This window comes from Acidovorax sp. SRI_002 (assembly GCF_057586455.1).
Map to the genome: position 1 here is coordinate 593,917 of NZ_JBYCZW010000002.1, position 12,744 is coordinate 606,660.

12 protein-coding genes are annotated in these 12,744 nt (G+C 64.1%); all 12 read left to right on the forward strand.

Going from position 1 to position 12,744, the window contains the following annotated elements; genetic code table 11:
• The first annotated feature begins 24 nt into the window (after positions 1–24).
• Complete coding sequence (locus tag AC2YJX_RS07665) at positions 25–576, forward strand: DUF3305 domain-containing protein (RefSeq protein WP_487255690.1); 552 nt, start codon at positions 25–27, stop codon at positions 574–576.
• Positions 569–1,330 (forward strand): DUF3306 domain-containing protein, encoded by a 762-nt coding sequence (locus AC2YJX_RS07670; protein ID WP_487255691.1) that lies wholly within the window; start codon positions 569–571, stop codon positions 1,328–1,330. Before AC2YJX_RS07665 ends, AC2YJX_RS07670 begins: the two co-directional genes overlap by 8 nt.
• The gene (locus AC2YJX_RS07675) at positions 1,290–3,371 is read left to right on the forward strand and encodes a 4Fe-4S binding protein (protein ID WP_487255758.1); all 2,082 of its coding nucleotides are present in this window, start codon (positions 1,290–1,292) and stop codon (positions 3,369–3,371) included. The genes AC2YJX_RS07670 and AC2YJX_RS07675 overlap by 41 nt, the downstream gene beginning before the upstream one ends.
• Positions 3,368–4,003 carry a TorD/DmsD family molecular chaperone gene (locus tag AC2YJX_RS07680; protein WP_487255692.1) on the forward strand — a complete coding sequence of 212 codons (636 nt, stop codon included), beginning with the start codon at positions 3,368–3,370 and terminating at the stop codon, positions 4,001–4,003. Before AC2YJX_RS07675 ends, AC2YJX_RS07680 begins: the two co-directional genes overlap by 4 nt.
• Positions 4,004–4,150: 147 nt before the next feature.
• Positions 4,151–4,360 (forward strand): formate dehydrogenase, encoded by a 210-nt coding sequence (locus tag AC2YJX_RS07685; RefSeq protein WP_055402831.1) that lies wholly within the window; start codon positions 4,151–4,153, stop codon positions 4,358–4,360.
• A gap of 13 nt (positions 4,361–4,373) precedes the next feature.
• On the forward strand, positions 4,374–7,334 hold the full coding sequence (locus AC2YJX_RS07690; protein WP_121421028.1) for a formate dehydrogenase subunit alpha: 2,961 nt from the start codon (positions 4,374–4,376) through the stop codon (positions 7,332–7,334).
• Positions 7,335–7,357: 23 nt separating this feature from the next.
• The gene (gene fdh3B / locus AC2YJX_RS07695; protein WP_108616030.1) at positions 7,358–7,975 is read left to right on the forward strand and encodes a formate dehydrogenase FDH3 subunit beta; all 618 of its coding nucleotides are present in this window, start codon (positions 7,358–7,360) and stop codon (positions 7,973–7,975) included.
• Positions 7,975–8,217 (forward strand): hypothetical protein, encoded by a 243-nt coding sequence (locus AC2YJX_RS07700; RefSeq protein WP_228898886.1) that lies wholly within the window; start codon positions 7,975–7,977, stop codon positions 8,215–8,217. The genes fdh3B and AC2YJX_RS07700 overlap by 1 nt, the downstream gene beginning before the upstream one ends.
• A gap of 8 nt (positions 8,218–8,225) precedes the next feature.
• Positions 8,226–9,443: a formate dehydrogenase subunit gamma gene (locus AC2YJX_RS07705; RefSeq protein ID WP_487255693.1), complete on the forward strand. Its 1,218-nt coding sequence runs from the start codon at positions 8,226–8,228 to the stop codon at positions 9,441–9,443.
• A gap of 11 nt (positions 9,444–9,454) precedes the next feature.
• Entirely contained in the window at positions 9,455–9,841 is a 387-nt protein-coding gene (locus AC2YJX_RS07710; protein WP_487255694.1) for a hypothetical protein, read from the forward strand.
• Between the two features lie 143 nt (positions 9,842–9,984).
• Positions 9,985–10,974 carry a formate dehydrogenase accessory sulfurtransferase FdhD gene (locus AC2YJX_RS07715; protein ID WP_487255695.1) on the forward strand — a complete coding sequence of 330 codons (990 nt, stop codon included), beginning with the start codon at positions 9,985–9,987 and terminating at the stop codon, positions 10,972–10,974.
• A gap of 109 nt (positions 10,975–11,083) precedes the next feature.
• Positions 11,084–12,715, forward strand: a complete 1,632-nt coding sequence (locus AC2YJX_RS07720; RefSeq protein ID WP_487255696.1) for a C13 family peptidase — start codon at positions 11,084–11,086, stop codon at positions 12,713–12,715.
• Positions 12,716–12,744: the final 29 nt, after the last annotated feature.

The window sequence follows — 12,744 nt, forward strand, 5'->3', positions numbered from 1 at the left end:
TGCGCCGGGGTAAAGTCTGCGCCCATGACTGAGCGCCCCTACACCGACGTTGCCGTGATCATGCGGTGCGAGCACATCGACAACCGCTGGCAGCCCTGGCGGTGGTCGCTGGCCGAGGTGGTGATCAACGAGCCCGCCTTTGGCACCGAGCCGCGCCAGATCCTCCGGGACGAGCGCGAGCAGCGCTGGTTGTTCCCGGGGTTTCGGGCAGAGCTGTTTCGCGACGACGCCGAGGGCTATCACCTCAACCTCACTTCGCCCGCCCCGTGCTGGTTTGTGATGTGGCGCCGCGATGACGACCCCGGCACTGGCGAGATCCCGCTGGCCCGCCCCGTGGCCGTGAGCCTGAGCTACCACGACGCAGGCCGCTGGCTGGACGCGCAGGAAACCGTGGAACAGGTGCCCGCAGTGCCCGAGGTGGTGGAAGCGCTGCGCGCCTTTGTGGCCGAGCACTACCAGCCCGAACCCAAACGCCGCAAGCGGCCGGACAGTTTCCGCACGCTGCAAGACCGGTTTGGAAACCCAGCATCCGTGTCCACTGAAAAAATGCGTGGTGGAGGTGGCGGTCATGGCTGACGGGTTCCTGGGCCGCTGGTCGCGCCGCAAGCAGGAGGTGCGCGAAGGCAAGCCGGTGGAGGAACCACCACCACCCGCGCCGTCGTTGCCACCGGCCGCGTCTTCGTCGTCACCGCCTAACCCGTCCTCCGTGGCAGCCGGCGCCCCCCCCACCGCCGCAGAAGGCGCTGCGCCCGCTGCAGAAGCCCCTCCGCCACCCACGCTGGCCGATGCCCAGGCGCTTACGCCCGCGTCCGATTTCAAGGCCTTTGTGGCCCGCGATGTATCGCCCGAGGTGCGCAACCTGGCCATGAAGAAGCTCTTTGCCGACCCGCACTTCAATGTGATGGATGGCCTCGATATCTACATCGGCGACTACACCCAGCCCGACCCGCTGCCCGAAGGCATGCTGCGCAAAATGGCCAGCGCCCATGCGATGGGCTTTTTTGATCACGAAAAGAAGGCTGATGCAGCGCCTGATGTTCCAGTCAATGGCGCCGCCGTAGAAGCCAGTGCAGACGCAGAGGCAATAGCCCCTGCCCTTGCTCAGCCTCGGGATGATGCGGAGGGGCACGCCCCCGCAGACGTGGCACAGTCCGGGGTATGCAACGCTATTCCTAGCGCCCCCTCCAGCGAGCTTGAGATGGCCGCCCGCCCCCATAAGGATGCGGTGGCCCTGCCAGCCAGCCACATAGAACATGACCACGACGCTCATCTGCGACTGCAACCAGACGATGCCCCTCAACGCGAAGGCGTTGGGCGCGGCGCTGCATGAAGACCTGACACTCCACTCCACCCTGTGCCGCCGCGAGGCGGGGGCCTTTCAAAAGGCCATCCAGTCGGGTGACGATGTGGTGGTGGCTTGCACTCAGGAGCAGCGCTTGTTTGGCGATCTGGGCCAGCAGACCGAAGGCGCGGTGTCGCCCATCCGGTTTGTGAACATCCGCGAAACCGGTGGCTGGAGCCGCGATGCCGCCAAGGCCAGCCCCAAGATCGCCGCGCTGCTGGCCGCCGCCCGCCTGCCTGATCCACCGCCCGTGCCCACGGTCACTTACAAGAGCACGGGCCGCTTGCTCATCATCGGCCCCCTCGACCAGGCCGAACAGGCTGCCGCCCTGGTGTCGGATGTGCTGGATGTGACCCTGTTCACCCAAGGCCCCGGCAATGCGGGTGGTGCGCAGGCGCGGCGTTTTCCCGTGCTGGGTGGGCGCATTACGGGCCTTACCGGCTGGCTGGGTGCGTTTGAGCTGCAGTGGAAGGCCGACAACCCCATTGACCTGGATCTGTGTACACGCTGCAACGCCTGTGTGGCGGCCTGCCCCGAGAACGCCATCGGCCTCGATTACCAGATCGACATGGCGGCCTGCAGCTCGCACCGCGACTGTGTGAAGGTGTGCCAGGTGGCGGGTGCCATCGACTTCACCCGTGACGCCACGGCGCAGACCGAGCGTTTTGACCTGGTGCTCGACCTGCGTTCGCCCACCGCCACGCCCACCTTCTTGCAGCACGCGCTGCCGCAGGGTTACCTGCGCTGGGACGGGCGTAGTGATGGGGTCAATATGGCCACGCTGCTGAAGCTGCGCGAGCTGGTGGGCGAGTTCGAAAAGCCCAAGTTTTTTGTCTACAAACAAACGCTTTGCGCCCACAGCCGCAACGAAACCGTGGGCTGCAATGCCTGCGTGGACATCTGCTCGGCCGAAGCCATTGCCAGCGACAAAAGCCGTCAGCAAATCAAGGTGAACCCCAACCTGTGTGTCGGCTGCGGCGCCTGCACCACCGTGTGCCCCACGGGCGCGCTGACCTATGCCTACCCCAGTGCGACCGAGCAGGGCACCAAGCTCAAAACCCTTTTGTCCACCTACGCCGCTGCAGGTGGCAAGGATGCTGTGCTGCTGCTGCACAGCCAGGAGCGCGGACAGGCGCTGGTGGAAGAGCTGGGTCGTGCCGCCCAGTTGAAACTGGCGCAGGGCGTGCCTGCCAACGTGATCCCGGTGGCGCTGTGGCACACCGCCAGCACCGGGGTGGACCTGTGGCTCAGCGCCATTGCCTACGGCGCCTCGCAGGTAGTGTTGCTGACGACACAGGAGGAAGCACCGCAGTACCTCGACGGCCTGCAGGCGCAGATGGATGTGGCGCAAGCCATCTTGCGGGGCCTGGGCTACACGGGCACCCATGTGCAGCTGCTGCGCGCCACCCATCCCACCGAGCTGGACGCCGCCTTGCAGGCCCTGGGCCAGACTCGCCAGAAGACCCCGGCCGTGGCCGCGCGCTTTGCCGTGGCGCAGGAAAAGCGCAGCACGCTGGAGATGGCTCTGGACCATCTCATCGAGCAGGCCCCGATATCTGTGGCCGAGCGACCTGCAGCCATTGCCTTGCCCGCAGTGGGGTCGCCGCTGGGCACGATTGAAGTCAACAAGGACCGCTGCACCCTGTGCCTGAGCTGCGTGAGCGCCTGCCCGGCCAGTGCGCTGCAGGACAACCCGCAGCTGCCGCAACTGCGCTTTATCGAAAAGAACTGCGTGCAGTGTGGCCTGTGTGCCACCACCTGCCCCGAAGACGCCATCACCCTGCAGCCGCGCCTGCTGCTGGCGCCGGAGCGTGCGCAACTGCGCGTGCTCAACGAGGCCAAACCTTGGGCCTGTGTGCGCTGCAGCAAGCCCTTTGGCACCGTCAAGGCCATCGAGGCCATGCTGGGCAAACTGTCGGGCCACGCGATGTTCCAGGGCGACGCGCTGGAGCGCCTGAAGATGTGCAGCGACTGCCGCGTGATTGATCTGTATTCCTCCCAAAGCGAAACGAAAGTGACGGACCTGTGAGCGCCCAACTTGCTTCTTTGACCCCCCCTGGCGGCAGTTCTGCGCTGGATGAGGAAACGGCACGCGCCGAACTCTATGGTCTGCTGTCGCAGCTGTACTACGCCGCGCCAAGCGCCGAGTTGTTGTCTGCCTTGCGGGTAGCCGTGACCGAGGCACCCGCCGACGGCGCCTTTTTGCAAGAGCCTTGGCAGGTGCTGGTGGGCGCGGCCCGCGAACTGAGCGATGCCGCCATCGCGCAGGAGTTCGACCGTCTCTTTGGCGGTGTGGGCAAGCCCGAGGTGTTTTTGTATGGCTCGCATTACCTGAGCGGTTTTCTGAACGAAAAGCCACTGGCCCGTTTGCGCACCGACCTGGATCGGCTGGGACTGGCACGCGACGATTCCATGTCCGAAACCGAAGACCACATCGCGTACCTGTGCGAGGTGATGCGCTACCTGATCGGGGGGGATGATGTAGCTGTCTGCAACCTGACGGCGCAGCGCGACTTTTTTGCAACGCATCTGCAGCCCTGGGTTTTGCAGTTGTGTGATGCCCTGGCTGCCCAACCGCAGGCGCGCTTTTATGCAGCACTGGCCCAGTTCACACGGGCCTTCGTGTCGGTGGAGGCCCAGGGCTTCGACATGCTCGACTAACTTCTGGGAGGCTCGAAAAGCCTGCTCAGGTTGCTACAAAAGATGAGTGTCTTAGTGGGAGGTGTAAAGCTCGATTGCAGGCTTTTACACACTGACATAGACTGTATGAATTCCGTTTCATAGCTGCCAGCCATTCTGGAGACAAGCATGCAGAACCGCCAGCCCAATTCCTCACGCCGGAGCTTCTTCTCCGGCGCCGCCACCGTAGGGGCTGCAGCCGCAGCCGTCGTGGCACTCCCCCATGTAGTTCCCTCAGATGCCGTCGTGTCTGAACCCGCTCGGGTGGCGCCAGAAAAAGGCGGTGGCTATCACCTGTCTGCGCACGTGAAGCAGTACTACAAGACCACCCAACTCTGAAGCGGGGCGTGCCATGTTGCTAACCAAGAAGTCCTCCCACGCTGCGCAGGTCGCATCGTCTCCTTTTGTGCACAGCTTGCGCCGTGGCCTGTCGCAGGCGCTGCCCACGATGGACCGCCGCTCGTTCCTGCGCCGCTCCGGCCTGGGAGTGGGCGTGGGTATTGCGGCGTCGCAGCTCACGCTGGTCAAAAAATCCAATGCTGCCGAGGGTGCCAAGGTGGGCATCGGCGACAGCAAGATCGAAGTACGCCGCACCATCTGCACCCACTGCTCGGTGGGTTGTGCGGTGGATGCGGTCGTCGAGAACGGCGTGTGGGTGCGGCAAGAGCCTGTGTTCGATTCGCCCATCAACCTGGGCGCCCACTGCGCCAAGGGTGCGGCACTGCGTGAACACGGCCACGGGGAGTACCGCCTGCGCTACCCCATGAAGCTCGTCAACGGCAAATACGAGCGCATCAGCTGGGACACGGCCCTGAACGAAATCACGGCCAAGATGAAAGAGCTGCGTGCCGCCAGCGGCCCGGATAGCGTGTACTTCGTCGGCTCGTCCAAGCACAACAACGAGCAGGCCTATCTGCTGCGCAAGTTTGTGAGCTTCTGGGGCACCAACAACTGCGACCACCAGGCGCGCATCTGCCACTCGACCACCGTGGCGGGCGTGGCCAACACATGGGGCTATGGCGCCATGACCAACTCGTACAACGACATGCAAAACAGCAAGGTCGCTCTGTACATCGGCTCCAACGCGGCCGAGGCCCACCCGGTGAGCATGCTGCACATGCTGCACGCCAAGGAAACCGGCTGCAAGATGATCGTGGTGGACCCACGCTTCACCCGCACCGCAGCCAAGGCCGACGAATACGTACGCATCCGCTCGGGCACCGACATCCCGTTCCTCTTCGGCCTGCTGTATCACATCTTCAAGAACGGCTGGGAAGACAAGAAGTACATCAACGACCGTGTCTATGGCATGGAGAAGGTGCGCGAGGATGTGCTGGCCAAGTGGACACCCGACAAGGTGGAAGAGGCCTGCGGCGTCAAGGAAGACCAGATGTTCAAGGTCGCCAAGATGCTGCACGACAACAACCCTGGCACCATCGTGTGGTGCATGGGCCAGACCCAGCACACCATCGGCAACGCCATGGTGCGTGCCTCGTGCATTTTGCAACTGGCACTGGGCAATGTGGGAAAAACAGGCGGCGGCACCAACATCTTCCGCGGCCACGACAACGTGCAAGGTGCCACCGATGTCGGTCCCAACCCCGATTCGCTGCCCGGCTACTACGGCCTGGCCGAAGGCTCGTGGAAGCACTTCGCCGCAGTCTGGGGGGTTGACTTCGAGTGGATCAAAAAGCAGTACGCATCGCCCGCGATGATGACCAAGAGCGGCATCACCGTATCGCGCTGGATCGATGGTGTGCTGGAGAAGAATGAGCTGATCGACCAGGACTCCAACCTGCGCGGCGTGTTCTTCTGGGGCCATGCGCCCAATTCGCAGACCCGTGGCCTGGAAATGAAGCGGGCCATGGACAAGCTGGATCTGCTCGTGGTGGTGGACCCGTACCCCTCGGCCACCGCTGCCATGGCCGCCATGCCCGGCAAGGCCGAAGACCTGAACCCCAACCGTGCGGTGTACCTGTTGCCAGCCGCCACGCAGTTTGAAACCAGTGGATCGTGCACGGCCTCCAACCGCTCCATCCAGTGGCGCGAGAAGGTGATCGAGCCGCTGTGGGAGAGCCGTTCGGACCACATGATCATGCACCAGTTCGCTGAGAAGCTGGGCTTTGCAGCCGAGCTGTCCAAGAACTACAAGATGCAAAAGGTCAAGGGCATGGACGAGCCCGTGATCGAAGACATCCTGCGCGAAATCAACAAGTCGGTCTGGACCATTGGCTACACGGGCCAGAGCCCCGAGCGCCTGAAGGCCCACATGCGGAACATGCACCTGTTCGATGTGAAAACCCTGAAATCGAAGGGTGGCAAGGACAAGGAAACCGGCTACGACTTTGGGGGTGACTACTTTGGCTTGCCATGGCCCTGCTACGGCACGCCGGAGCTCAAGCACCCTGGCTCGCCCAACCTGTACGACACCTCCAAACACGTGATGGAAGGCGGCGGCAACTTCCGCGCCAACTTCGGCGTCGAGAAGGATGGCGTCAATCTGCTGGCCGAGGACGGCTCGCATTCGGTGGGCAGCGAGATCACCACGGGCTACCCCGAGTTCGACCATGTGCTGCTGAAAAAGCTGGGCTGGTGGGACGATCTGAGTGACGCCGAGAAGGCCAAGGCCGAAGGCAAGAACTGGAAGACCGACCCTACGGGTGCGATCATTCGCGTGGCCATGAAGCATGGCTGCCATCCGTTTGGCAACGCCAAGGCCCGCGCTGTGGTGTGGAACTTCCCCGATGCCATTCCGCAGCACCGCGAACCGCTGTATGGCACCCGGCCCGATCTCATGGCCAAGTACCCCACCCACGACGACAAGAAGGCCTTCTGGCGCCTGCCCACGCTGTACAAGAGCGTGCAGGAGAAAAACGTGGCGGACAAGGTGCACGAGAAGTTCCCGCTCATCCTCAGCTCTGGCCGTCTGGTCGAGTACGAAGGCGGTGGCGAGGAAACCCGCTCCAACCCCTGGCTGGCCGAGCTGCAGCAGGAGTCGTTTGTCGAGATCAACCCCAAGACTGCCGCAGACCGGGGCATCCGCAACGGCGAGCGTGTGTGGCTCAGCTCTCCCACTGGCGCACGGATCAACGTGCAGGCCCTGGTCACCGAGCGCGTGGCGCCCGATACGGTGTGGATGCCGTTCCACTTCTCGGGCCGCTGGCAGGGCGCGGACATGCTGGCTTATTACCCCAAGGGCGCGGCGCCTGTGGTGCGCGGTGAAGCCGTGAACACCGCAACGACGTATGGCTACGACAGCGTGACCATGATGCAAGAAACCAAGACCACGATCTGCAACGTGGAACGCGCCTGATCGCGCCACGCAAGGAGACACACATGGCACGAATGAAATTCATCTGTGACGCAGAGCGCTGCATCGAATGCAACGGCTGCGTGACCGCCTGCAAAAACGAACACGAGGTGCCCTGGGGCGTGAACCGCCGCCGCGTGGTCACGCTCAATGACGGTGTACCGGGTGAAAAATCCATCTCGGTCGCGTGCATGCACTGCAGCGATGCACCCTGCATGGCTGTTTGCCCCGTCAATTGCTTTTATCGCACCGAAGAAGGTGTGGTGCTGCACGACAAGGATGTGTGCATTGGTTGCGGCTATTGCAGCTACGCCTGCCCCTTTGGCGCGCCGCAGTTCCCTTCGTCCGGTACCTTCGGCGTGCGTGGCAAGATGGACAAGTGCACCTTCTGCGCCGGTGGCCCCGAGGCCCACGGCAGCCAGGCCGAGTTTGAAAAATACGGCCGCAACCGCCTGGCCGAGGGCAAACTGCCCGCGTGCGCAGAAATGTGCTCCACCAAGGCCCTGTTGGCGGGTGATGGTGATGTGGTGGCAGATATCTTCCGCAACCGTGTGGTGCAGCGTGGCAAGGGCGCCGAAGTGTGGGGCTGGGGCACGGCCTATGGATCACAACAGGCAGGCCAGCCTGCAGGAGGCAAGTCATGATGATGAAGCGTCTTGTTCCTTCGGCCCTGGCCGCCGCTGTGGCGCTGGTGGCGCTGACCGCCTGTGGCGAGAAGCCGCAGACCGGCGCGGGCATCCGTAGCGATGCAGCTCCCTATGCAGGTACGGGCAGCAATTTCATGCAGCCCGGCTGGAAGGCCGGAGACAAAGCCGGTTGGGAAGCGCAGTTGAAGGCGCGTCAGCTGTACGGCCAGAACGAATACACCCGCACCCAGTCCAAGTGAGGCCCGCCATGAAACACATCATGTGGTCCCTGGCTTTGGCGGCGGGATGTGCCTGGGGGCCAGCTGGTGCCCAGGCTCCGGCAGCGCCAGATGCCGCCGCGCCTGCGGTCACGGCACCGGCTGCTCCCGCAGCGACCGGCGGCATTCAAAGCCAAAACATTTTCGAGGTCAAGCCAGACGCCAGCGCAGACCCCAAATACGCCGAGCAGACCAATGGCGAACGCGCCAAGGTGCAGCCCGGCAACAACGCGCCCATGTGGCGCCAGGTGGGGCAGGGCGTGACGGGCTATAGCAGCCTGCCGAAAAGCCAGGCGCCCGAGGCGGGCAACCTGATCCAGCCGTTCGTGCAGTACCCAGGCTCGCGTTTCACCAACGCAGGCGAGGCATGGCGCCAGGTACGCAACCACTGGATCATTCCTTACGGTGCGGCCTTGTTTGCCATCGTGTTGCTGGCGTTGGGCATCTTCTACTTTGTCAAAGGTCCGCTGGGGCATGAGCACCCTGACGGCACCGGCGCCCGCCGCATCGAACGCTTCACACCTTTCGAGCGTGCTGCGCACTGGTCCAATGCCTTTGCGTTCATCGCGTTGGCCATCTCTGGCATCGTCATGGCGTTTGGCAAGTTCTTCCTGCTGCCCATCATGGGGGCCACGCTGTTTGGCTGGCTTACGTATGCGCTCAAGAACGTACACAACTTCATGGGACCGCTGTTTGCTGTCTCATTGCTGGTGATCATCCTTACCTTCGTCAAGGACAACATCGCCAACCGGGCCGACTTTGTGTGGCTGTCCAAGGGCGGCGGCATGCTGGGGGGTGATCACCAGGTTCCTTCCCACCGCTTCAACGCCGGCGAGAAGGGCCTGTTCTGGTGGGGTATCACCATCCCCGGCATCTTTGTGGTGGCCACCGGCTTGGTGCTCGACAAGCTCATTCCTGGCTTTGGTGACGTGCGCGGCGACATGCAGATCGCCCACATGATCCACGCCACCCTGGCGATCTGGATGATGGCGCTGATCTGCGGCCACATCTACATGGGCACTGTGGGCATGCGCGGCGCCTACAAGGCCATGAGGACGGGGTACGTGAGCGAGGGGTGGGCCAAGGAGCACCACGAGCTTTGGTACGACGACGTGCAAGCGGGCAAGATTCCCCGCCAGCGCAGCGCCAACCCATCCGCAGCCGATGCTGCAACTACACCATCTGCGGGCCAGCCCGCGCAGGTATGAGGTTCCGCACCATGACGCAATTTTCTCGATCTTCCCTGCTGGCGTTGTGCGCGGCCAGCGTCTGTACCCTGGCATCGGCCAAGCTGCCTGCGCCTTCACCGGAGGCTGCCGCCAAAGCTGCAGAGGCGGCGGCCAAAGCCGCCTGGGCCGGCAAGGTGGACAACTACAAGTTGTGCCTGTCACAAGACCGTGTGGCGGCCCACTACCGCAAAACCACGCCAACAGCCAAGCCTGCAACGGCAGCAGGCGCTGCGTGCACCGACCCCGGCCCCTTCGCCTACACACCGCCCGTTGCCAAGCCCATTGAAGCGGCGGGTGCCCATTCGCCACCGGGCACGGCCAGCAGCCCACCCAGCACGCTGGCACCTGCCGCAGCTGCGTCAGCGCCCAAGTCCTGACGCCAGCCACTGTCCCTCCGTCAAAAAGAGCCGCGCCCACTTGGTGGAGCGCGGCTTTTTTGTGGTGGTCGCAGTACGTGCTTTTCCCCGATTCAGATGCCCCATGCCCCTCCTTGGGGAGAGGTACTGCGTATATTCGCCCCATGTCTCTTTCATCACCTTCCGCCTCCCCGGCTGCGCCCGTGCTGCCGCGCCTGACGCAGGCGCATGCGCCCCTTACCCACAGCGTGGAGGTCGTGAACGAACTGGGCGAGCGCGAGCAGGTGCAGATTCCCGCCGAGCGGCCGCTCACCATCTATGTCGACAAGCGTGAACTCGTCACCCTCATGACCCTGGGCGCGCAGCCGGAACTGCTGGTGCTGGGCTATTTGCGCAACCAGCGGCTGGTGGAGTCTGTGTTCGACATCGAATCCATCACCGTCGATTGGGAGGTGCACGCCGCCGCCGTGCGCACGCGCCACGGCATCGCCCGCATTGAAGAGCGCACCGCGAGCAAGGTCGTCACCACCGGCTGCGGCCAAGGCAGTGTGTTTGGCGGGCTCATGGACGAGGTGGACCGCATCACCTTGCCTGAGGCACGCCTGACACAGGGCGAGCTGTACGGCATCGTCAACGCCATCCGCCTCAAGGAAACCACCTACAAGTCCGCAGGCTCCGTGCACGGTTGCGCCTTGTTCCGGGGGGAGGCGCTGCTCACCTTTGTGGAAGACGTGGGGCGCCACAACGCCATCGACACCATTGCAGGGTGGATGTGGATGAATACAGATGGCAAGGTGCCGCAAGGGGGCGCTTCCTCCACGCTATCCGGCGGCACGCCTGCAGAAAATGCCGCTTCGGAGAGCCTGCACGCGCCCATGTCCGGTGCAGACAAGGTGTTCTACACCACGGGCCGACTCACCAGCGAAATGGTCATCAAATCTGCGCAGATGGGTGTCCCCATCGTGGTGTCCCGCAGCGGCATGACCCAGATGGGGCACGCCGTAGCGCAGCAACTGGGCCTGTGCGCCATCGGGCGCGCCACCAATCGCCGGTTTGTCTGCTATAGCGGTACAGATCGGCTGGTGCTGCAGCCGGAGCTGGCGCAGGTACCCGTCGTACCGGTGGCCAGAGGCGGAGCTGGAACTGCCTCCTGAGGAGGCGGGGCTGTGTGAAGGGGGCGTTACGCGATTTCGGGAAACATCGCAGTCCGAACTGCCGGCTGGTGATTGAAAGAAACCGCTCCCGCAATGGCATGATCGCCCCATGAAAGACCTGAACGCCAAGAGCGCCTGGGCCGATACCCTGCCCAGCCAGTGGGGGCCTGAGTCCGCCAAGATCGAAATTCCCTTGGGGGAGCAGCCGCCCGCGCCATCTGCCGGCGCCGCATCCACCATGGCCCCGGCTCCCGCCAAGTTGTCCCTGTGGGACTGGATGCGTGAAGGCCTGCGGGCCGCGTTGTTCCTGTCGCCGCGCACTGCTGCTGCAGCGCCTTCACCCTGGCAGGTGCTGGTGCTATCGCTGCTGGGTGGCGCGTTGCTGGTGGGGGCTGCGCGGTTTCAGGTGGCGGGGCCTGTGCAGTTCAATCTGCGGGGCTGGCTGGCGCCGATGTGGAGCAGCCTGGTGCTGATGTGGCTGGCCTGGTGGGCCATGGCCCCGGCCCAGCGTGCGGCGGCACAAGAGCCCTCGGAGGGTGTTTCGGGGCCTTCGGGCGGGCTGGCGGCCTGGTATGTGTTGTCGGCGTGGGCTCCGCTGGCGCCTTTGTTGCTGCTTTATGTCTTGATGGGGGCCGTGGCGCACAAGCCAGACCTGTGGGGCGGGGCGGTGGCTGGCAATGTTTTCTGGGTGGCCTATGGCGTGCTCACGCTGTGGGTGCTGGCCACGCTGGTGGTGGTGAGTGCACGCTTCATCCGCTCGCGGCTGCGCACGGCCATCTTTTCGGTGGCCATGGCAGCCGTGATCGGGGTGGGCATGTGGCAGTTCCAGGACCAGCCCTGGGAGCTGGACGCCTTGGCCGCTGCATCTGCCCAGTCGGGCGAGGAGGGACAGGCACAACCGGAGCCCGCGCACCTTGTGCTCTCGCAAGCAGTCTTTGAAAACCAGCAGGCGCTCTGGGATCGGCAAGTGCAGGCCCTGCCTGCTGGCCGCGATGGCGTGGTGGATGTCTATGGGCTCGTGTTCGCCCCCTACGCCAGCGAAAACGTGTTCCGGCGTGAAAGCACCATGGTCAGCACGCTGCTGCAAGAGCGCTTTGACGCCCAGGGCCGTGTGGTTCACCTGCTGAACCACGCAGAAACCGCAGACACCCATGCCTGGGCCACGCCGCAGAACCTGCAGCGTGCCATCGCTGCGCTGGCCCAGCGCATGGACCGTGACAGCGATGTGCTGGTGATCTACATGACCTCGCACGGTGCGCGCAACCATGAGTTGGCGGCCTCGCACTGGCCGCTGGAGGTGCCCCCCGTCACGCCCGAAATGCTGCGCGCCATGCTGGACGAGGTGGGCATCCGCCACCGCGTGATTGCCGTGTCGGCCTGTTTCTCGGGCGGCTGGATCGAGCCCTTGGCCACCGACAGCAGCCTCATCATGACCGCCGCCGATGCCACGCACACGTCATATGGCTGCGGCACGCGCTCCGAGCTGACCTTCTTTGGCCGGGCGGTGTTCCACGAACAGCTGCGCCAGACACATTCGTTCACCGAAGCCTTTGCCAAGGCCGTCCCCGTGATTGCGCAGCGCGAGGTGGAGGCGGGCAAGCAAGACGGCTTCTCCAACCCGCAGATCCATGTGGGCGCGCAGATTGTGCCAGTGCTGCGTGCGCTGGAGCATCGCCTGCAAACGGCAGAGGCAGAAGGCAGCGCAGAGGCCCAGGTGGCCGCAGCGGGCGCAAAGCCCTGAGCTTCGCCAGAGCGTTCCATTTGCGCTAA